Source organism: Nocardiopsis alba (genome assembly GCF_000710955.1).
GTDB classification, from domain to species: Bacteria; Actinomycetota; Actinomycetes; order Streptosporangiales; family Streptosporangiaceae; genus Nocardiopsis; species Nocardiopsis alba.
On record NZ_BAZE01000009.1, the window covers coordinates 137,861 to 159,174 of the forward strand.

Sequence of the window (21,314 nt, forward strand, 5' to 3'; positions counted from 1 at the left end):
TGGATCTCAGGTGGATGCCTACAAGGCCCGACCATCCCCTTCTGTACGCCCCGGCCCATTACAGGAAGAGGTACGTAGCGGACAATGGGTCGTGCCCCGTTCCCACCATCCTCCTGAGGGGAATCACGTATGCCCGCCACCGGGACCAGGAAAAACGTCCGGTACCGAGGTCTCGTCTCCCGAGACCTCGCCCTCATCGCGGTGTTCGCCGCGCTCATCGCCGCGCTGAGCGTCACCGTCGCCATCCCCCTGCCGTTCTCTCCTGTACCGATCACCCTCCAGACCCTGGGCATCATGCTCGCGCCGAGCCTTCTCGGTTGGAAGCGCGGAACGCTGGCCGTCGCCACCTTCCTCGCCCTGGCCCTCGCCGGTCTCCCGCTCTTCGCGGGAGGGCGTGGAGGCGTCGCGGTCCTGGCCGGCCCCACCGGCGGTTTCATCGTCAGCTGGATCTTCGCCGCCCTGGTCATCGGGCTGCTCACCGACGTCATGGTCCGCAACGGCAGGTACCGCTTCTGGCAGGGGCTGCTGGTCAACCTCCTCGGTGGCGTCATCGTCATCTACGTCATCGGCCTGCCGTGGATGTCGGTCGTCCTCGGCGACGGGGTCCTGGCCACCACCGCCGCCATGGCCGCCTTCCTTCCGGGGGACATCGCCAAGGCCGTGGTGACCGCGCTCATCGCCGCGACGGTCTTCCGCGCCTACCCGATCCCGCCGGCGGGCCGTCCCGTCCACGTGACGGACATCGAGGACGGGAAGAAGGACTGATGCTCCGCCTCGAGGGGGTCTCCCACTCCTACGACGACCGCGCCGTCCTGCGCGACGTCACCCTGGACCTCGCCGAACACCGCATCGGTGTGATCGGGGCCAACGGATCGGGCAAGTCCACGCTCGCCCGCACCCTCAACGGACTCGTCGTCCCGGACGAGGGCCGTGTGTCGCTGGGGGAGTGGGACACCCGGCGGCACGCCAAACACATCCGGCGGCGGGTCGGCTTCGTCTTCTCCGACGCCGCAAACCAGATCATCATGCCGACCGTGGTCGAGGACGTCGAGATCGGACTGCGCTCCCTGCGGCTGGGGAAGGCCGAGACCGCCCGCCGGGTCGACGAGATCCTCGTCCGCCACGGCCTGGACGGCCACCGAGACCATCCCGGTCACCTGCTCTCCGGGGGACAGAAGCAGCTTCTGGCCTTGGCCTCGGTCCTGGTGACCGAGCCGGAGATCCTCGTCTTCGACGAGCCGACCACCCTGCTGGACCTGCGTAACACCCGTATGTTCCGGCGTACTCTGGCCGGGCTCGAACAGCGGGTCCTTCTGTTCACCCACGACCTGGAACTGCTCGAGGGCTTCGACCGGGTCCTGGTGATGGAGGCGGGCCGGGTGGCCTTCGACGGTCCACCGGCCGACGCCGTCCCCTTCTACCTCAAGCTCATGGACGCCGCGGACGAGGACGGGACGTCGTGAGCGTGCTCGGACTGTACGTGCCCGGCACCGGACCGATGCACCGGGCCCCGGCCGGGCCCAAGCTCCTCGCCCTGTTGGTGCTGGGCGCGGTCCTGATCATCGCCTCCCACCTGTGGCTCTCCGTGGGCGCCCTGGTCTTCGCCCTGCTCCTGTATCCGGCCGTGGGGCTGGGCGCGCGCAGGGCGTGGCGGGCGCTGCGGGTGCTGTGGCCCTTCCTGTTGGCGATCGGGCTCTTCCAGGCCCTCTTCGTGGGCGCCTGGACCGAGGGCGCGCGGCTGTGCGCCCAGCTCGCCGCTCTGGTCCTGCTCGCCAACGCGATCACCCTCACCACCCGGGTGCGCGAGATGCTGGGGCTGTTCGAGCGGCTGGCCGGGCCGCTCCGGCACGTGGGCGTCTCACCGGACCGGGTCGCGCTGGTCCTGTCGTTGACGATCCGGTCCATCCCGATGGTGGCGGTGGCCCTGAACTCCGCCCGCGAGGGCTATCGCGCACGTGGGATCGTCGGGCGCCCGCACCTGATGGTGGTGCCGGTGATCGTGCACCTGCTCAGGATGGCCGAGGCGACGGGAGAGGCTCTGGCGGCCCGAGGGATCGACGAGGACGAACGGGTCGAACGGGCGTGACCGGAGAGAGCGCCCGTATCGATCGAATGTCGGACAGGTGCCATATGTGTCTTATCTGGGGATAATCACCGGTACGAGTTGTACCCCTCAGGTGTAGAACGAACCGGTGATCGTGTGCTCCGGCGTCCCCCCGCCGAAAGACGGACCTGGTCCTGTGCCATGTCCGTCCTGCTCACCCTGGGTATCGCCCTGACCCTGCCCGGATCGGTCGTGACCGGAACCGTCGCGACGTCCTTCGCCGCCCGTCCGCCGGACCGGGGCGCGGCGATGCCCTCTCCTCCGGCGGGCTCGCTCGCACCGGCGACCACACCGCCTTCGTCCGGCCCCGCGCTCTCGATCGACGAACGTCGGGACCTCGACCGGCGGATCACCGAGCTGGGACGGGAGGTGGAGTTCGGCATCGCGGTCCAGGACCTGCGGACGGGGATCGCCTACGGGCATGACGCGGAACGGGCCCTGCCCACCGCGAGCGTGGCCAAGCTGACGATCCTGACCATGCTGTACATGTGCGTGGAGGAGGAGGGCGGCGGGCTCACCTCGGACGAGCTCTCCCGTGCCGAACGGATGATCCGCCACAGCGACAACGAGGTCACCGACGGCCTCTACACGCGTATGGGGTACATCGAGGGTTTCGAACGATACGCCGCGGAGCTCGGGTTCACCGCTACCGAGCCCCACCCCTCCGGCTCCTGGGGCTCCACCATGAGCACCCCCGCCGACCAGCTCCGTCTGCTGCGCGTCCTGTACTCGGGGGAGGGACCGATCACCGACGACTCCCGTTCCCACGTCCTCGACCTCATGGAGACGGTGGCCCCGGAGCAGGCCTGGGGCGTGTCCGTCGTGGCGGGACCGGAGGACACCGTCGGACTCAAGAACGGATGGACGCCACGTCCGTCCGACGGCGACCGGTGGGCCCTCGGCACCGTCGGTTATGTGGTGGGGCCCGATCGGGAGTACCTGGTGGCGGTGCTCAGCCGAGGACATGCGGACTACGCCTCCGGGGTGGAAACGGTGGAGGACCTGATCACCGAGGTGATCGAGACGATCGAGGGCGCGGGGGAACGGGGGAGGACATCGGCCGGGGACACCTTCGCCCGCTGACCCCGTCCGCGGTGGACGGGGCCGGCGGACGGGCGTCAGTCCAGCGGCCCGCCGGCCACGTACAGGACCTGACCGGAGACGTAACCGGCGTCCTCACCGGTGAAGAAGGCCACCGCGTTCGCGATGTCCTCGGGGTATCCCACGCGCCGTACCGGGATCTCGGCCTCCTTGAAGGCCTTCATGTCGTCGTAGGCGATCCCGATGCGTTCGGCGGTGGACCGGGTCATCGCGGTCTCCACGAAACCGGGGGCCACCGAGTTGCAGGTGACACCGAACTTCCCCAGCTCGATCGCGAGGGTCTTGGTGAAGCCCTGGATACCGGCCTTGGCCGCCGCGTAGTTGGCCTGGCCGCGGTTGCCCAGGGCCGAGGAACTGGACAGGTTCACGATCCGGCCCCACCCGGCGTCGGTCATGTGGGCCTGGGCGGCCCGGCTCATCAGGAACGCGCCGCGCAGGTGGACGTTGATCACGGTGTCCCAGTCGTCCGGGGACATCTTGAACAGGAGGTTGTCACGGAGCACACCGGCGTTGTTGACCAGGATCGCGGGCGGACCGAGCCGTTCCGCCACCGTGGCGACGGCGGCGTCCACCTGCTCGGCGTCGGAGACGTCACAGCCCACCGCGACGGCTCGACCGCCGTCGGCCGTGATCCGATCGACGACCTCCTGTGCATCGGACTCCCGGAGGTCGAGCACGGCGACGGCACGACCCTCGCGGGCCAGACGTTCGGCGGTGGCGGCGCCGATACCGCGGGCCGCTCCGGTCACGATCGCCACACGAGATGTCGGGGACATGGGGTTACCTCCATTGTTCACGTGATGGGCGCGGGGGAATCCTATCGGCATGCCTACCGGTCGGTACGTACTCGGGGTGTCGACGGTGCCCCCTTCCGGGCGCGCTTCACCGGAATCCCCTTTCCACAAGGCTTCTCACCTGCGATCGCACCGCTCCGAGCGGTTCTGTGTGCTCATTTGCCTGCACATTGTCCGGGCTTGGCTTACGATTACCACCAAGACTGAGATGCACGTGCATTCGAGCCGTGCAGTAGCACGAGCTTCCGCCCGAGGGTGGTAGGGCGCGGCGCGTCAGTGAGGAGTTGAAGGGCATGGAGTGTGCGGAGGCGGTGGCGGAGCCGACCGGTGCTTGGTGGCTCAAAGTCCTGACACACGGGTCCCGCCGCTGGAACACCCCCGTCTGCGGTGACAGGCACGACGCCGTCACATGGAGCTTCGAGCCTCGCGCCCGAGCGGTGGGCGCGGCCCGGGAGATTTCCGGAGCCCTGCTCCTGGAATGGGGCATGGAGCACTTGTCGGAGGATGTCTCGGTCGTCGTTTCCGAATTGGTCACCAATGCCGTACGTCATGGGGGACCTGTGGCCTTGACCAGGCCGGGTGAGTCCGGTATTCAGCTCTCCCTGATGCGCAGTGGTCGTGAATTCATCTGTGCGGTTCGTGACGGGGGAGATCACTTGCCGCGCAGAAGGGAAGCGGAGGTCGGGATGGAGGGCGGCAGAGGGCTTGCCCTCGTGAGTGCTTTCGCGCAAGAGTGGGGTGTGATTCCCACACCGTCCGGCGGAAAGTTCGTTTGGGCGCAATTCGTGTGAGTCGATGTCAGGAAGCCCGTTGTCGGACGCTTCGCCGCTCGAAGGCGGGGAGAACGGACGGGCGCCGCCCCGGGGAGGGGGCGGTGGGGACCGCGGGGACACCCCGTGGGAGTAACGGGACGCGGCCGATATCGTGTACGTGTGGTGTCCCGGTCGCACGGCAAAGGGGCCGGACCGAAGCCGATACCCTGGTGCGGAGAATGGACAGAGAGGCGGCGAACGTGGATATCGCTCATTTGCGTCAGGGGAGTGGCCCCACCGTGCGCCGCATGCTCCTGGGCGACCAGCTCCGGCAGTACCGTACGCGCTGTGGGATCTCCCGGGAGGACGCCGGTGAGAAGATTCGCGCCTCGGCCTCCAAGATCAGCCGTATGGAACTCGGCCGGGTCGGTTTCAAGGCCCGGGATATCGAGGACCTCCTGAAGTTGTACGGGGTCACCGACCGCAAGCTTCTGAAGGAATTCAAGGAACTCGCCCTCGAATCCAACAAGCCGGGATGGTGGAAGGAGTACGGCGACGCGCTCCACAAGTGGTTCATCCGCTACGTGGGCTTCGAAGAGGCCGCCGACCAGATCCGCATCTACGAATCCCAGTTCGTTCCCGGTCTTCTCCAGACCGAGGAGTACGCCCGAGAGGTCATCTCCGGTGGGGTCGACACCGACGAGGTCACCGAACAGCGCATCCAGGCCAGACTGAAGAGACAGGAACACCTGGAGCGCGGCAAGAAGATGTGGATCATCCTCGACGAGGCCGCCGTGCGCAGGCCGATCGGGGGAAGGGAACGGGGCAAGGAGATCATGCGTGGCCAGCTGAGCCACCTGATCGACATCTGCCGCGATCGGAACAACATCACCCTGCAGATCGTCCCCTTCTCGGTGGGCGCGCACGCGGCGGAGGCCGGTTCCTTCACGCTGCTGCGCTACTCCGACTTCGAGCTCTCCGACATCCTCTACCTGGAGCATCTGACCGACGGTGACATCGTGGACAAACGGGCCACCGTCGAGGCCTACACCAAGGCGATGACCAAGCTCAGCGTCTCCGCGGCCACGCCGGACGAGACGCTCGCGATGCTGGAGGAGATGTTGAGGGACCTCGACGAGGAGTGAGGCCTCGTCGACGTCGATCGACACGGTGACGGGGCGGTGGGCCCCGGTTCGGCACCGACCCCGAAGGGCGGTGCCCTCTTCGATGTCCGGAGGGAACGGTTCGGAGGGCTCCGCGCGGTCGGCGGAGCCCTCCGTTCGCCCGCTCGGGAAGCGGGGGCGCAAGGGTTCGATTCTCGTTGAACGCGCCGTCCCGAGGCGCGTCCGCTCTCTCGGCCCTAGCCGAGCAGGTTGTCGAAGTCGCCGTCCTTGGCGCCCAGGATGAGGCAGTCGATCTCCTCCTGGGTGTAGACCAGGGCCGGGCCGGACGGGAAGCGCGAGTTGCGGACGGCGATCGATCCGTCGTGAAGGCGGGCCATCTCTACGCAGGCGCCCTGCGAATTGCTGCGCTTGGCCTTCTGCCAGGCGGCCTCGGTCAGCTCGGTGGCGCGGATACCGTTGTGTGCGGTCATGGTTCCAGTCGCTCCTTGAATCTTGCACAGAGGGGAAGACGTGCTTGCTGATGCACTAACAAATGCACGTGCATCGGCACCAGCACTCTCACGAGCATAGCGTGATGGGAGCGCCCTGTCCGAGGGTTTGGCGGGATGTAAGCGCCATGTAATCGGGATGCGATTCACGGGACCGTACTTCTCTTTGTTCTGCCTGGTCAGGGCAGGTTCGGTGGTTTTGGGGACCTTGGTCGATAACGGGTCCGGAAGGTCGTGATCGAACAAGAAGAGGGCCCCGTCGACGATCATGTCGACGGGGCCCTCTTCCGTGTCATCGGATATAGGAGAGAAGTGCCGGGTTCATGAGCAGACGAGCGCCGAGGAGAGGGCTTCGAGGTTGCCGCGCATGATGGAGGGGTAGTCGTCGCCGGGGGAACGTTCGGTCACGCCCTCCAGTGGGTCGAGCACCTTCACCTCGGCCCCGGTCTCCGCGGCAATGGTGTCCGCGGTGGCCTCCGGCATCAGGGGCTCGGTGAAGATCGTGGTGATGTCGCGTTCCTTGACGACGTCGGTGATCGCGGCGATCTGCGAGGGTGAGGGCTCGGTGTCGGGGTCGACCCCGCTGACGCCGATCTGCTCCAGGTCGTAGCGGTCGGTCAGATAGGTGAAGGCGGTGTGGCCGACGACCACCTCACGGTGCTCGCAGGAGGAGAGGGACCGCTCGTACTCCTCGCCGAGGTCGGTCAGCTCCCCGGTGACCCGCTCGGCCTCCTGTCGGTAGGTCGAGGCCCCTTCCGGGTGGGCCTCGGCCATCCGGTCGGCGAGAGCCTCGGCGGCCTCGGACATGAGCTCCACGTCGAGCCAGAAGTGGGGGTCGTGGTCGCCGTGGTCGTGCCCCTCCTCCTCATGCTCGTGCTCGTGATCATGGTCGTGATCGTCCTCGGCTCCCGGGTCGGCCGGGCGGAGGTGGACGACGTCGGCGACGTTCAGCGCGGAGTCCGACGCCTGCTGGGCGACGGCCTCGTCGACGGCCGGCTGGAGGCCCTCGACGTAGAACACGAGGTCGGCCTCGTCCACCTCGGCGATCTGCCGTCCGGTGAGTTCCAGGTCGTGCGGTTCGGCGCCGGGTTCGGTCAGCTGGACGACGGCGGTGGTGTCGCCGCCGATCTCCCTGGCCAACCATTCCAGGGGGTAGACGCCGGTGACGACGGTGAGGTCGGCGTCGGCCGGGGAGGTCCCCCCTCCGGTGTCCGTCCCGCCGTTCCCGCAGCCGGTGATGAGCATGAGCGCGGTGGTGCCGAGGGCGGCGGCACGCACGATGGTCCCAGTTCGCATGGGGTCCATCATGAGGGAAAATGAAAACGGTTGTCAATTTGCCTGCTTTGTCCGGGCTCGGGACCCCCTTCGCCGAGCCCGCGACCTCAGGGACGCTGGCTCTCGGCGAACCTCTCCACGTCGTCGGTCCGGCCGGCCACGACGATCTGGTCGCCCTTGTGGAGGATCGTCTCCTGGGTGGCGTAGGTGAAGGAGGCCCCCACCCGCTTGACCGACACCACGGTGATCCCGTAGCGCTGACGCACCCGGGTCTCCTGTAGGGTCCGGCCCAGAAGCTCCTTGGGGGCCTTGGTCTTGCCCAACGCGAAGCCCTCCTCCAGCTCCACGTAGTCCAGCATCCGGCCGGAGACCAGGTGGGCCACGCGCTCGCCCATGTCGTGCTCGGGCAGGACCACATGGTGGGCGCCGACCTGCTCCAGGATCCGTCCGTGCCTGCGACTGGTGGCCTTCGCCCAGATGTTGCCGACGCCCATGTCGACCAGCAGGGACGTGGTGAGGATGCTCTCCTCCAGGTGGGTGCCGATGGCCACCACGGCCCGGGCGAACTGGTGGGCCCCCACCTGACGCAGCGCCTCCTCGTCGGTGGAATCGGCGATGACGGTGTGAGTGAGGGCGTCGGCGTAGGTCTGGACCAGACGGGGGTTGGAGTCCATGCCCAGGACCTCCCACCCGCGTCGGGCCAGTTCCAACGCCAGTGAACTGCCGAAACGTCCCAGGCCGATCACCAGGATGCGTTTCTCGTCGTCTTTTCTCTCGTGGTTGGGCAAGATCTCTCCTCAAGGCGGTGGGCGGGGCGCTGCCGCCCGCCCCGGACGGTCGTGGTTCAGCCGATGATGGGGCGGGCCTGGGGGAAGGTGTAGTGGCGGTTGCGATCACGGAAGGCCAGGGCCGTCACGAAGGTGATGGGGCCGATTCGGCCGGCGACCATGAACGCCGCGAGCAGGACCTGGATCCACGGGGGCAGGTCCGGGGTGATACCGGTGGACAGGCCCACCACGCCGACCGCGGAGACGACCTCGAACAGCACCTGCATGAAGTCGAACGCGGTGGTGCGCAGGATGAGCAGCGTGCCGAAGGCGACCACCGAGGCGGAGAGGAACACCAGGCTCAACGACTGGCGGATCACCGTGGAGGGGAGGGAACGGCCGAAGGCGTGCACGTTGTCATGTGCACGCACCTCCGACAGCACCACGAGGAACAGCACCGCCAGGGTGGCGACCTTGATCCCGCCGGCCGTTCCGGCGCTGCCGCCGCCCACGAACATCAGCATGATGGTGAGCAGCAGGGTGGAGTCGCGCATCTCCCCGGTGGGGACGGCGTTGAGCCCCCCGCTGCGCGGTACCACTCCATGGAAGAAACCGTCGGTGAGCCTGGCCCACCAGTGGAGGCCTCCCAGGGTGGAGGGGTTGCTCCATTCCATCAGGGTGACGAGGACGACCCCGGCCACGATGAGGACGGCGCTCGTGGTGACGGTGAGCTTGGTGTGCAGGGACCAGCGTTCACGCCTGCGCATGCTCCGCCACAGTTCGATGATGACGGGGAAGCCGATGCCGCCGAGGATCACCGCCAGGGCGATGGGCAACAGGATGAACGCGTCCCCGGAGAAGCGCGTCATGCTGTCGTCGTACAGGGACAGGCCCGCGTTGTTGAACGAGGAGACCGCGTGGAACAGCGCCGAGTACGCGGCCTGGAGCGGGTCCATGTCGTAGGCGAGCCACATGCGCGGGGCGATCATCAGGAACACGCAGGTCTGAACGACCAGGAAGATGATCGCCACACGACGGACCAGTCCGCTGACCTCGCCGACCCACAGACTCCGCGTCTCGGCCTGCACGTTGAGTTGCATACGCAACCCGAAACGGTGGATGACCGCCGTGCCGAGGATCGCGGCCAGGGTCATGATGCCCATACCGCCGACCTGCATCAGCACCATGAGCACCACCTGGCCGAAGACGCTCAGATCGTGCCCCACGGAGATCACGCTCAGTCCGCACACGGCCAGGGACGTGGTCGAGGTGAACAGCGCGGGGACGAAGTCCAGCCCCCGGCCGTCCGTGGTGGAGACCGGGAGCATCAGCAGGAGGGTGCCGGCCAGGTTCACCATGAGGAAGATGGTGAGGAACACCCGGGCCGGCTTGCGCCAGGCGCCGATCTCACGTTGGGCGACCCCGGGTTCGGTGACGTGAAAGCGCCCGCTCCGTCGTCTGATGGGCCAGGGCAGGCTCCGCCACCACCGTGTCAGGGGCCTTTCCCCGGTCCCGTTCATAGGGCGTTCGTTTCCGCCCAGGCGTCGTCGTACGCCATCTCCGCCTGCACCTCCTCGCACACGGACCCGGTCAATTGTGCCAAGGAGCGGGAGCGTTCTCACCTATCGGCGGAATGATCCGTGTCTCCCGGTCGGGGGTGTTCGAGGAGGTGCGGGCGGATGAGCGGGAGAGGAGCGGTGGCGGCCGGTCGGGATCAGGGGTGCCGGGCGCCCTCATGGTCGGCGTGGCCGGGCGGCTCCAGCTGGAGGGTCGAGTGTTCGACGTCGAAGTGGCCGGTCAGGCAGGAATGGAGTTCGTCGAGCATCTTCCCGGTGTCCCGGAGATCCTCCTCGGCGACGACGACGTGGGCGGACATCACGGGGACCCCGGAGGTGATGGTCCAGGCGTGCAGGTCGTGGACGTCGATGACGGCGGGGTGGCCCATCAGGTGGGAGCGGACCTCGGCCAGGTCCACGTTCTTGGGTGTGGCCTCCAGCAGGATGTGCACGGCCTCCTTCAACAGGGACCAGGCGCGGGGCACGATGATCGCGGCGATGGCGAGGGAGACGAGGGTGTCGGCCTGCTGCCAGCCGGTGAACAGGACGATCAGACCGCCCACGATCACGCCCACCGAGGCCAGGGCGTCGCTCATCACCTCCAGGTAGGCGCCCTTGACGTTGAGGCTCTCCTCGGCCCCCGACCGCAGGACGAACATGGCCGCGATGTTCATGACCAGGCCGAACCCGGCGACCAGGATCATCCCCATGCCGGAGACCTCGGCGGGTTCCCGGAATCGGTCGATCGCCTCCATGACGATGAACCCGCACAGGAGGAACAGGACGATCGCGTTGACGGCCGCGGCGAGGATCTCGGCGCGCTGGAATCCGAAGGTCCGTTGGGCGGTGGCCGGTCGGGCGGCGATCCATACGGCGGCCAGGGCGAGGGCGACCCCGAAGGAATCGGTGACGGTGTGCCCGGCGTCGGCGAGCAGGGCGAGACTGCCGCTGAAGGCGGCGCCCGTGACCTGGACGACCGCGACGCTGAGCATCATGCCCAGAACCAACGCGAGTCTCTTGCTATTGGCGGCCCCGGCGGTGATCGTGCCGTGGTCGTGTCCCGCACCCATCGTTCCCCCTGTTCGGAAGTGTCGTGGAGGTCTTCACGATTCAGTACAGCGTCGGCTGTCCATACATTCAAGACTGTTTATACAGCCATCGCTGTCTATACAGCAAGCTATGTACAATGGTTTTCATGTTGACCTCCGAACAGCGTCTCGCCGCGATCCAGCGCCTGGGACGAGCCCTGTCCGACCCCACGCGCTGCCGCCTGCTGTTGACCCTCCTGGAAGGGCCCGACTACCCCGCGGGTCTGGCCGACCGGCTCGGCCTCACCCGGCAGAACGTCTCCAACCACCTCGCCTGCCTGCGCGACTGCGGTCTCGTCAGGACCCATGCCCGTGGGCGCCAGGTCAGTTACGAACTCGTCGACGACTCCCTCGCCCACGCCCTGGAGGATCTGCTCCAGGTGGTCTGGGGGACCGCTCAGCCCCACGAGGCCCTCTCCTCTCCAGAGGAACAGTCCCGGGCGGTCTGAGTCACCGCGCCGCGCCGTTCGTACGGGGTGGCGTGAGGGCCGCGCCGGTGCCCTCTCCACCCTTCGTGAGGCGGTGGACGCTCTCGGTGTGCGCTCAGCGTGCGTTTTTCCGGGTGTCCGAAATTTTTCCCTGTGACGTCCGTTACTTCGGTGGTGGGGTATCGGCGCTGTTCGGGGCCGCTTCGCGAAGAGTCCCCCTCGATCCTCGCGTCCTGCTCCGACTTTGGTCGGGGTCGTCCCCGACAGAAGGTGGATATGACCCTGAGAGTTCCCTGAAGTAGCCGGATCCGGCCGCACTCCAGATATAACGCGACGTATGGTGAGAGTGCGCCCGGAGGAGACGAGGCCCATCGACAGGGCCCGCCCCGGACGACCACCGGTCCGTGGAGAACACGACCTCCCACGGGCGGGTGACCCGGCATCCCCCGCACCACACGACCTCGCGGACCGGACCGAGGCCATGCAGGCGAGCGCGCGTTCGACACGCGCTCCTCACCCATGGGCCGGACCGTCCCACACCCGTCGAGCTAGGAGCGAGCACCTCTCATGTCCAGAACGGCCACAACGGCCCTTGGAGCGGACCGGTCCCCGGGCCGGGACACCGCCCCCCACGCGGAAGGAACGAACGCGTGAACCGCCTTTCGGTCATGTCGCTCGGAAACCGGGCGTTGGTCCTGCTCATCACTCTGGCGGTGCTGTTCTTCGGCGTCGTCGCCGCGCTCTCGGCCAAACGGGAACTCTTCCCCGAGATGTCCCTGCCGATGGTGATGGTCTCCGCCCAGTACCAGGGCGCCACACCACAGGTGGTCGAGGGACAGGTCACCGAACCCCTGGAACAGGCCCTCCAGGGGGTGGAGGGCATCGACACGGTCACCTCCACGTCCAGTACCGGCTCGACGCAGATCATGGCGGAGTTCGACTACGGCCGCGACCAGGACGCCCTGGTCCGCGAGACCCAGGTCGCCGTCGACCAGATCGCCCCGATGCTGCCCGACGACGTCGACACCTCGGTCATGGCCATGAGCACGGACATGATGCCCGTGATGCTGCTGGCCGCCAGCTCCGAGAACCTCGACCAGCAGGCGATGGCCTCGACCATCGAGAACGTCCTGATCCCCGAACTGGAGTCGGTGCCCGGGGTCCGCTCGGCCAACCTGACCGGCCTGCCGGCCGATCGCGTCGAGGTCACCCCCGACGAGGACGAGCTGGACAAGGCCGGGATCGGCGTCCAGGACCTGGCCGACGCCCTGGAGGCGAGCGGCCTGCTCATGGCCGGCGGCACCATCGACGAGGACGGTCGCAGCCTCAGCGTCACCACCGGTGACCAGCTCACCGACCTCGGGGAGATCGAGGACCTGTGGGTGCGGCCCTCCGCCGGGGCCGACCCCTCGGCGGCACTCCCCGGCGCCCCGCCCGCTCCGGCGCCCTCCCCGGTCCAGGTCTCCGAGATCGCCGACGTCGAGTTGGTGCCCGAGGCCGCCACCTCCATCGCCCGTCTCGACGGCGACCCGAGCGTCGCCCTCATGGTCATGGCGACCCCCGACGGCAACACCGTCGAGATCTCCGAGGGCGTCCAGAAGGTGCTGGACGAACAGTCCGACCTGCTCGGCGACGACGTCTCCCTCTCGGTCGTGTTCGACCAGGCGCCCTTCATCAACGACTCGATCACCGACATGTTCGAGGCCGGAGGCTACGGCCTGGTCGCCTCGGTCATCGTGATCCTGGTCTTCATGCTCTCCATCCGCTCCACCCTCGTGGTGGCGGTGTCCATCCCGGTGTCGGTCCTGGTGGCCTTCGTCGGTATGCAGGCCTTCGGCTTCACCCTCAACATGCTCACCCTGGCCGCGATCACCATCGCGATCGGCCGGGTGGTGGACGACTCCATCGTCGTCCTGGAGAACATCCGTAGGCACATGGACTACGGCAAGGAACGGATGGCCGCCGTCAAGGACGGCGTCCGTGAGGTCGCCACGGCCGTGGCCTCCTCGTCCTTCGCCACGATCGCCGTCTTCCTGCCGTTGGCGTTCGTCGGCGGCATGGTCGGCGAGCTCTTCATGCCCTTCGCCGTGACCAGCTCCCTGGCCCTGGGCGGCTCGCTGATCGTCGCCCTCACCATCACCCCGGTGCTGTGCTACTGGTTCCTGCGGCCCGCCGAGGTCGGCGACAGCACCCGCGAGGAGATCGAGCGCAAGGCGCACGAGCGCGAGATGCGCAGCCCGATGCAGCGTGCCTACCTGCCGATCATCCGCTGGATCACGACCAAGCGTCGGACCGCCACCGTGGTCACCCTGGCCGCCTCGGTCCTCGTCTTCGTCGGCACGATCGCCCTGGCCGCGAACTCCCAGACCGACTGGCTCGGGGAGGCCGAGGAGAACACCTACACCGTCGTCCAGGAACTCGACCCGGGCACCTCCCTGGAGACCGCCGACGCCGAGGCCGTCAAGGTCGAGGAGGCGCTCGCGGGGATGGCCTGGATCGATACCTACCAGGTCAACATCGGCGGCAATCCGATGATGGGCGGCGGCTCCTCCCAGATCGACTACACGATCACCGCCGACCCCGACACCGACCAGATCCGCAACCGCGACGTCCTGCGCGACACCTTCGCCGACCTCGACACCGAGTACGAGCCCCGGCTCGACTCCATGGGCGGCATGGGCGGATCGGGCATCGAGGTCCAGGTGACCGCCGAGGACCAGGACACCCTGGCCGAGGCCGCCGGCATGGTCGAGGACGAACTGCGCTCCATCGACGGAGCCGATGACGTCACCAGCGGCATCTCCGCCTCGCAGCCCGCGCTCGAGGTCCACGTGGACGGCGAGAAGGCCGTCGAAGAGGGCCTGAGCGAGTCCATGATCGGCCAGACCGTCTCCGCGGCCTTCAACGGCCGTAACGTCGGCACCGCCACCATCGAGGACATCCGCCGCGACGTGGTCGTCCTGGTCCAGGACGCGCCCCAGACCGTGGCGGAGCTGGAGGAGCTGCCGATCACCACGCCCACCGGGCGGGAGATCGAGCTCGCCGACGTCGCGGAGGTCACCGAGGTCCAACAGCCTCCGGAGCTCACCCGCATCGACGGTGTCACCAGCACCACGGTCACGGCCAACCCGAGCGCGTCCGACCTGGGCGCGGTCAGCGGCGAGATCATGACCGCCCTGGACGGCCTCGACCTCCCGTCGGGGGCCACCGCCTCCCTGGGCGGCGTCAGCCAGGACCAGACCGAGGGTTTCGCCCAGCTCGGGCTGGCCATGCTCGCCGCGATCGTCATCTGCTACCTGATCATGGTCGCGACGTTCAAGAGCCTGCTACAGCCGCTCATGCTGCTCATCTCGATCCCGTTCGCCGCCACCGGGTCGCTGGCCCTGCTGCTGATGACCGGGACCCCGGTCGGCGCGGCGGCCCTGATCGGCATGCTGATGCTCATCGGCATCGTGATCACCAACGCCATCGTGCTGATGGACCTGATCAACCAGAACCGGGCGAAGGGGATGGAGCTCGGCGAGGCCATCGTCGAGGGCGCCCGGCACCGTCTGCGGCCCATCCTGATGACGGCGGTCGGCACCATCGCCGCCCTGATCCCGATGGCGACGGGCATGGCCGGTGGCGGCGCGTTCGTCTCCGCCCCGGTCGCCCTCGTGGTGATCGGCGGTCTGATCACCTCGACGTTGCTGACCCTGATCCTGGTCCCGGTCCTCTACCAGCTGGTGGAGGTACGCCGTCTGAAGCGCGAGGCCAAGGCCGAGGCGCGTCGTGAACGTCGCAGGGCCAGGGCCCGTGCCAAGGCCGGGGCGAACGCCGCGAGCAACGGTTCCGCCTCCGCGGCGACGGTGGGCGACGTGCCCGAGGACCGGCGGGACGAGGACTCCGAGGAACCCGTCGGCCGGTAACGGTCGAAGCCCGTGAAGGACGAGAAGGGCGCCCCCGCACCGCACGGTGCGGGGGCGCCCTTCGTATGGAGACGGGGCCGAAGACCCCGCCTCCCGTCGTGGGCGGCCCCGTCGTCTCAGCCGGAGAACTCGTCCGGGTGCGGGCCGGTGCGCCCGCCGCGCTCCAGGGTGTCGATGGTCGCGATCTCGTCGGCGGTGAGCTCGAAGTCGAACACGTCGATGTTCGAGACGATCCGCGAGGGCGTCACCGACTTGGGAATGACGACACGGCCCTGCTGGAGATGCCAACGGAGTACCACCTGGGCCGGGGACCTCCCGTGCCGGCGCGCGATCGCGACGACCTCCTCCTGGCCGAGTACGGCCCCCTGCGCCAGCGGGCTCCAGGCCTCGGTGACCACACCGTGAGCGGTGTTCGCGGCGACGAGCTCGCGGTTCTGGAGAGCCGGGTGCAGTTCCACCTGGTTGACCGCCGGCACGATCTCGCTCTCCTCGACGAGACGCTCCAGATGGGCGGGCTGGAAGTTCGACACTCCGATGGCACGGACCCGACCGTCGGCGTAGAGCCGCTCCAGGGCCCGCCACGTCTGGACGTAGAGGTCGTTCGCGGGGGCCGGCCAGTGGATCAGGTAGAGGTCGAGGTGGTCCAGGCCGAGCCGGGCGAGGCTCTCGTCGTAGGCACGGAGCGTGTGGTCGTACCCGTGGTCGGAGTTCCAGAGCTTGGAGGTGACGAAGAGTTCCTCGCGGGCGACCTCCGATGCGGCGATCGCGCGCCCCACACCCTCCTCGTTGCCATAGACGGAGGCGGTGTCGATGGCCCGGTATCCGGCCTTCAGCGCGGAGGTCACCGCGGCGGTGGTCTCGGTGTCCGGTACCTGGAAGACGCCGAAACCGAGCCGTGGCATCCGAACGCCGTTGTTCAGGGTGATCCGGGGTACCTCGATGGTGGACATGGTTCTCCTTGGAAGTGGACGTGGAAGTGGACGGGCGAGTGTCCGTCGTTCAGTGGGCGGGGACGGTGTCGACGGGCTCCGGGGCCCCGCTCCGAGGCTCCGCGGGCCGGCTCCGGCGCGCGGCGACCGCCGCGAGGACCATGACGATCAGGGCGGTACTCGTGAGCGCCGCCCCGATCCAGATCGGCGAGGTGTAGCCGAGGCCCGCGCCGATACCGACGCCGCCGGCCCAGGCGCCGAGCGCGTTGCCCGCGTTGAAGGCGCCGATGTTCGCGCCGGAGGCCAGGGTCGGGGCCCCGCCCGCGTAGCGCATGATCCGGGTCTGGAGGCCCGGCACGGTGCCGAACCCGAACCCGCCCATGAGGAACAGGATCACGACCGTCGCGGCCGGGGATCCGGCGAGTGGTCCGAACACGCCGAGGATCACGGCGAGTACGGCCACGAAGGTGACGAGGGTGCCGTCGATGGAACGGTCGGCGAGTCTGCCGCCCGCCCAGTTGCCGACGAGCAACCCGGTACCGAAGACGACGAGCAGCCACGGCACGGTGCCGGAGGCGAAGCCCGTCACCTCGGTGAGGGTGTAGGCGATATAGGTGAACGCTCCGAACATGCCGCCGAAGGCGAGCATGGTCACCAGGAGCGACAACCAGACCTGGCCGGAGCGGAAGGCGCTCAGTTCGCCGCGCAGGCTCACCTCGGGCCCGGCACCGCGTACGGCGGGTACGAGGGCGGCGATACCGATGAGGGCGAGGACGCCGATGATCGAGATCGCCCAGAAGGTCGAACGCCAGCCCATCTGTTGGCCGAGGAAGGTGCCGAAGGGAACGCCGAGCACGTTCGCGGCGGTCAGGCCGGTGAACATGACCGCCACGGCACCGGCCCTCTTCGCGGCGGGGACGAGACCGGAGGCGACGACGGCGCCGATCCCGAAGAACGCGCCGTGGCACAGGGCCGCCACGATCCGTCCGATCATCGCGACCGTGTAGTCCGGGGCGGCGGCCGTGAGGACGTTCCCGATGACGAAGAGGACGAGGAGACCCATGAGCACGGGTTTCCTGGGGAGTCGAACGGTGGCCGCGGTGATCCCCAGCGCGCCGACGACCACGCTCAACGCGTATCCGGAGATGAGCCATCCCGCGGTGGCCTCCGACACGGCGAAGTCGGCGGCGACGTCGGGCAGCAGGCCCATGATGACGAACTCGGTGAGTCCGATACCGAACGCGCCGATGGCGAGCGCGACGAGACCGAGTGGCATGGGAGGCTCCTGATAGGCTGAGAAAAATAGTTGCACGCGCGTTGTTCCCGTGGGTGCAAGTTATGATTGCATGTGCAAATAACCAGCGCAAGCAACTAATATGAGAGGGTGCTCACAGGGGCATCACGGGCGGTGGAGCGCCGGGAACCCCGGTAACGGCCGACCCCGTGCTCTCGGGCGAGACTCGTCGGATCGTTCGCCGGGAAGGGGTGAGGGTACGCTTCGAACCCCGCGATCACCCGCGCGGACCGGGATCCGGGCGCCACGACGTCCGTCCCCTGGGCTCTTCGGGACTTTCCCCTCTGTCACCGGACTGTCGATTTGTGCTATCCGCGCACTCCAGGCAGTCTGCGTTGCATGGATGAAGCCAAGAAAAGCCTCGAGGACCTACTGCGCGACGAGCTCGGCGACGAGCCCTCGCAGGAGGCGAAGGACTACGCACGCCGCCTCTACGAGCGTTACCGGTTGCCGCTCGACGAGACCACCCCGAACGACTCCACCGACACCGTGACCGGTCGAACCGGCTCACCGGGAACGGAGGAGTGAACGGAGCCGTAGTGCCACCCGGTACGGCGACGTTCTCCTGGTCTTCCTAGCGGTCGTCGCCGTCCCACACGATCTCGAACCACACCTGGCGGCCTCGGCCGTCCTTGCGCGGTTCGGTGCCCCAGGAGCTCGACAGCGCCTCCACCAGATCCAGACCACGGCCGTGTTCGGCGGTGTCGTAGGGGTCACGATGCTGAGGCTCGGGCTCTTCGGTGGTGCTGCCCAGGTCGCGGACCTCCACTCGTGCCCAACCAGGGGCCTGGAGCACGCATACCTCGAACTTGCCGGTGGCGCGTCCCGAGGCGCTGTGGGTGATGGCGTTGGTCGCCAGTTCGCTGGCCAGCAAGGTCGCCGTGGTCAGTTCCGGCGAGTCGGCCAGTCGACGCGCCACGAACCGGCGTACGTAGGCGATCTGGCTCGGCAGTCCGGGAAAACGTCGCTGTGCGGACAGAGGGACGGCGCCGCCGTGGTGGGCGGTGGCCTGTCCGATGCTGTTGGGCTCTTCCATGGGTCTCGCCGGGCGTTGGGGACGGATGAGAGGGGCCGACGTCGTCAGGAGCGGGTCCGAAGGCGCGGAACGAGGGGTGGTGGTCTCACTCATGTGGGTTCACTCCCCTGGAGAAGTGGGTGCGCGGGCAGGGCGGAGCCGGGCCGGTACCACGCGGCGTCCATGCCCGGGAAGGGGTCACGGCGCGTCGTGGATGTACGGGGCGGAGCCCCCGGGAACAGGGAGGGAAGCGGCTCGGTACCGGTGGGGGGACGGTACGAGGACGGCGACATAGGGCGGGGGAGAAGCCGCGAAGCTTCACTGAGAGGACGGTGGTGGGGCCTGTGCGTCGGCCGTGGAAGATCGTCATGGCGGCTAAGAGGTGTGCCCTACGGCGCTGAAGGGCCTACTCGCGCTCAGCATACGCTTCGTGCCTTTCTGGAAACCCGACCGGCCTGCTTTCGACAGTTCCACCATGCCTGAACTGGATAAAGAGGGGATGAGGAGAGTCGATGAGCCCCTTCTGGGGCGATCGTCGACGAAGGCGGACGACCTACGATCTCCCCCGCGTCGGATAACAATATGGTGAACGCGGGTCGAATTTAACCACTTCGTCCACTCTTGCGCGTGTCCTCTCCCACACGTCAAGGTAGGGGCATGGCCCGGCCCACCCCCGCCCCCCTTCCCAGGGGCCTCGGCATCGAGATCGACCGTTCCGTCCGGTTCACCGATGAGGGACACGTCCTCGTCGGAGGCACACCTCCACGTGCTCTTCGGCTGCCCGCGACGGGTGTCGGTTCCGTGATCCGCGGGATCAGCGGTGCGCGTCCCACCGACCTCGACGAGCGGATCCTCGCCCGGACCCTGGTGGAGACCGGTCTGGCCCACCCCCGCCCCGCCCCCGCCGCCCTCGACGAGAGGACACGGATCGTCCTGATCGGCCGAGGCGGCGCCATCGACCCCGCCGCGCTGATCACCACGCTGGACCTGATCGCCGAACACCACCCCGGCGCACGTCCCCTCGTGGTCGGGGCCACCGGGATCGCGGCGCGTACGGCTCGCGCGAGAGGCGCCCGCACGGTCGACGGGCCCACAGGGGGTCCCGGGGCCCTGGCCGCCGCGCTGGCCGTCTGCGACGGTGAGTTCCTCGCGCTTCTGGAAGCGGGGGCCGAACCCTCTCCAGGGTGGCTGGAGAACGCGCTCGGACACTTCGTCGACCCCGATGTCGCCGCGGTGATCCCCAGGACCCTCGCGGTCCGCCGTCCCCTCGGCCCCTCGGGCATGACGGTGGCCGCACTGCACGCCCTACGAGCCGACCGGGGGGCCGACCCCGCGCCCGTCCTGCCCTGGGGGCACGGACATCGAGGGCGAGGTCGCCCCTCGCCTCCGGAGGAGCACGGCGCGGCCGACCCCCTGGAGCCCGTCCGCGTCCTGGTGGCACGTCGCGCGGCCGTCCGGGTCTCCCACGACGCGGGAGAACTCGCCGGTACCGACCTCGTATGGCGCGCGGCGGAGGAGGGGTGGTCGGTGCGTTACGAACCCCGGTCGAGGGTCCGGCTCCCGATGCCGGACGGGATCGGGACCTATCTGCGCTCACGCTTCGTTCACGCGGCCGAGGGGGGAGCGACGGCGCGCCGGTACGGACGGTGGGCGACGGGCCCGGAGATGTCGCCGCACGGACTGGTGGCCCTGCTCTCGGTGCTCGGGGGCCGACCCGTGAGCGGTCTCGTGATCGGCGCGGCCGGGGCGGCGCTCACCGCCCGAGGCCTGACCGGGGAGGCCGGCGCCCCGACCCTGGAAGCGGTACGCCCCGCGGTCGTCGACCTGACGAGCGCGGTCCGGGCCGGGGCCCGTACGGCGCGAACGACCTGGTGGCCGGTGCTCGCGGGCATGGTGGTCGCCGGGGCCGCCGCGGGGGCGGGCGGTCGGCGGAGGGGGCTCGTCCGGGGGGCGTTTCTGGCCGGGGCGGTGTTGACCGTGCCGCATCTCGCCTCCTGGCGTCGCCGTCGCGGCACGGCCACGGTGGGCCCTCTGGGGTGGACGGCGCTGGCGGTCGCCGGGGACGCGGCGTGTGCGCTCGGTACGTGGTGGGGAGTGGCCCGCTCGGGTTCTCTCGCCCCGCTGATCCCCCGCGTTCGATCGCCGTTGTTCTCCACGTCACTGGAATCACCCCAGGTGGGGGCGGGTGCCGAGGGCTCTCGGGCCAAGTAGCCCTAGGGGAGTCATGTTAGCGAGAGTTAACATGCGTCACTCCGTGTGACGATATCGTCGGGATCGGAGGAAGGGCGAAGGGGTCCCCCTCGGGCATTTCATTACTCTGTGTGACTATTTTCGGGTGGTTCTGGTCACGCGGTGTCTTCGGAGGTCCGAGGGTTGTTTCCGGGGTGTTGCGCGGAGATCTCGGTCGTGTTATTGGCCCGAGAAAAAGAGGCTTTTGGGTAAACGTTGTTTACGAGATGTGGGACGAAGTTGCTTGTTTGGGCAGGGTATGGCGCATTTTCTCACTTTGAGTGATGCCTCGAGTGCGGCGAGTGTGGTGTTTGACAATGGAGCGGAAATCTGTGGCTCGAATCATCACCGTTGTCTTTTCTTGATGGAGTGGTTACCGCCAAGTGTCTCATCATCCCGCACACTCTTGACATTCCGGTCACTGACCGTGAATCGGAAGTCAGTGTGTTTCGGCAGTCACAT

The 21,314-nt window shown here is 68.3% G+C and carries 19 protein-coding genes; 10 read left to right on the forward strand and 9 right to left on the reverse strand.

Annotated elements, in window-relative coordinates:
* The first annotated feature begins 129 nt into the window (after positions 1-129).
* The 4 genes from TR33_RS17335 to TR33_RS17350 all read left to right on the forward strand — a co-directional run bounded on the left by TR33_RS17335 (position 130) and on the right by TR33_RS17350 (position 3,187).
* Complete coding sequence (locus TR33_RS17335) at positions 130-765, forward strand: biotin transporter BioY (RefSeq protein ID WP_042284152.1); 636 nt, start codon at positions 130-132, stop codon at positions 763-765.
* Positions 765-1,463 (forward strand): energy-coupling factor ABC transporter ATP-binding protein, encoded by a 699-nt coding sequence (locus TR33_RS17340; protein WP_014910212.1) that lies wholly within the window; start codon positions 765-767, stop codon positions 1,461-1,463. Before TR33_RS17335 ends, TR33_RS17340 begins: the two co-directional genes overlap by 1 nt.
* Entirely contained in the window at positions 1,460-2,086 is a 627-nt protein-coding gene (locus tag TR33_RS17345; RefSeq protein WP_042284154.1) for an energy-coupling factor transporter transmembrane component T family protein, read from the forward strand. Before TR33_RS17340 ends, TR33_RS17345 begins: the two co-directional genes overlap by 4 nt.
* A 159-nt stretch (positions 2,087-2,245) precedes the next feature.
* A complete protein-coding gene (locus TR33_RS17350; protein ID WP_042284156.1) occupies positions 2,246-3,187 on the forward strand; it encodes an LppW family protein in 942 nt (313 codons plus the stop codon).
* A gap of 35 nt (positions 3,188-3,222) precedes the next feature.
* Here the strand turns inward: TR33_RS17350 and TR33_RS17355 are convergent, their stop codons facing one another.
* Positions 3,223-3,981: an SDR family oxidoreductase gene (locus TR33_RS17355; protein WP_042284158.1), complete on the reverse strand. Its 759-nt coding sequence runs from the start codon at positions 3,979-3,981 to the stop codon at positions 3,223-3,225.
* A 311-nt stretch (positions 3,982-4,292) separates the two neighbouring features.
* On the opposite strand from TR33_RS17355, the gene TR33_RS17360 reads away from it, so the two are divergent.
* Positions 4,293-4,790, forward strand: coding sequence for an ATP-binding protein (locus tag TR33_RS17360; protein ID WP_017535604.1), 498 nt, complete (start codon positions 4,293-4,295; stop codon positions 4,788-4,790).
* 269 nt (positions 4,791-5,059) lie between these two features.
* Positions 5,060-5,896 carry a helix-turn-helix domain-containing protein gene (locus TR33_RS17365; RefSeq protein WP_042284160.1) on the forward strand — a complete coding sequence of 279 codons (837 nt, stop codon included), beginning with the start codon at positions 5,060-5,062 and terminating at the stop codon, positions 5,894-5,896.
* Positions 5,897-6,111: 215 nt separating this feature from the next.
* Here the strand turns inward: TR33_RS17365 and TR33_RS17370 are convergent, their stop codons facing one another.
* The 5 genes from TR33_RS17370 to TR33_RS17390 form a co-directional block, all read right to left on the reverse strand.
* Complete coding sequence (locus TR33_RS17370; protein ID WP_014909954.1) at positions 6,112-6,345, reverse strand: DUF397 domain-containing protein; 234 nt, start codon at positions 6,343-6,345, stop codon at positions 6,112-6,114.
* A gap of 339 nt (positions 6,346-6,684) precedes the next feature.
* Entirely contained in the window at positions 6,685-7,659 is a 975-nt protein-coding gene (locus TR33_RS17375; RefSeq protein WP_042284161.1) for a metal ABC transporter substrate-binding protein, read from the reverse strand.
* 86 nt (positions 7,660-7,745) lie between these two features.
* Positions 7,746-8,426 (reverse strand): potassium channel family protein, encoded by a 681-nt coding sequence (locus tag TR33_RS17380; RefSeq protein ID WP_042284163.1) that lies wholly within the window; start codon positions 8,424-8,426, stop codon positions 7,746-7,748.
* Between the two features lie 56 nt (positions 8,427-8,482).
* Entirely contained in the window at positions 8,483-9,925 is a 1,443-nt protein-coding gene (locus tag TR33_RS17385) for a TrkH family potassium uptake protein (RefSeq protein ID WP_202421612.1), read from the reverse strand.
* Positions 9,926-10,119: 194 nt separating this feature from the next.
* Complete coding sequence (locus TR33_RS17390) at positions 10,120-11,031, reverse strand: cation diffusion facilitator family transporter (RefSeq protein ID WP_042284165.1); 912 nt, start codon at positions 11,029-11,031, stop codon at positions 10,120-10,122.
* 125 nt (positions 11,032-11,156) lie between these two features.
* Between TR33_RS17390 and cmtR the strand changes: the two genes are divergently transcribed.
* Positions 11,157-11,498 (forward strand): Cd(II)/Pb(II)-sensing metalloregulatory transcriptional regulator CmtR, encoded by a 342-nt coding sequence (gene cmtR / locus TR33_RS17395; RefSeq protein ID WP_187294466.1) that lies wholly within the window; start codon positions 11,157-11,159, stop codon positions 11,496-11,498.
* 629 nt (positions 11,499-12,127) lie between these two features.
* Positions 12,128-15,385: an efflux RND transporter permease subunit gene (locus TR33_RS17400; RefSeq protein WP_042284167.1), complete on the forward strand. Its 3,258-nt coding sequence runs from the start codon at positions 12,128-12,130 to the stop codon at positions 15,383-15,385.
* Positions 15,386-15,501: 116 nt separating this feature from the next.
* Here the strand turns inward: TR33_RS17400 and TR33_RS17405 are convergent, their stop codons facing one another.
* Both TR33_RS17405 and TR33_RS17410 read right to left on the reverse strand, forming a co-directional pair.
* Positions 15,502-16,335 carry an aldo/keto reductase gene (locus tag TR33_RS17405; RefSeq protein WP_042284168.1) on the reverse strand — a complete coding sequence of 278 codons (834 nt, stop codon included), beginning with the start codon at positions 16,333-16,335 and terminating at the stop codon, positions 15,502-15,504.
* A gap of 49 nt (positions 16,336-16,384) precedes the next feature.
* Positions 16,385-17,590: an MFS transporter gene (locus TR33_RS17410; protein ID WP_042284170.1), complete on the reverse strand. Its 1,206-nt coding sequence runs from the start codon at positions 17,588-17,590 to the stop codon at positions 16,385-16,387.
* A gap of 357 nt (positions 17,591-17,947) precedes the next feature.
* Between TR33_RS17410 and TR33_RS17415 the strand changes: the two genes are divergently transcribed.
* Positions 17,948-18,136, forward strand: a complete 189-nt coding sequence (locus TR33_RS17415) for a hypothetical protein (RefSeq protein WP_014912461.1) — start codon at positions 17,948-17,950, stop codon at positions 18,134-18,136.
* Between the two features lie 46 nt (positions 18,137-18,182).
* Here TR33_RS17415 and TR33_RS17420 read toward each other — a convergent pair whose 3' ends face one another.
* On the reverse strand, positions 18,183-18,737 hold the full coding sequence (locus TR33_RS17420; protein ID WP_014911680.1) for an ATP-binding protein: 555 nt from the start codon (positions 18,735-18,737) through the stop codon (positions 18,183-18,185).
* Positions 18,738-19,280: 543 nt separating this feature from the next.
* Between TR33_RS17420 and TR33_RS17425 the strand changes: the two genes are divergently transcribed.
* On the forward strand, positions 19,281-20,834 hold the full coding sequence (locus TR33_RS17425; protein WP_042284172.1) for a glycosyltransferase: 1,554 nt from the start codon (positions 19,281-19,283) through the stop codon (positions 20,832-20,834).
* Positions 20,835-21,314: the final 480 nt, after the last annotated feature.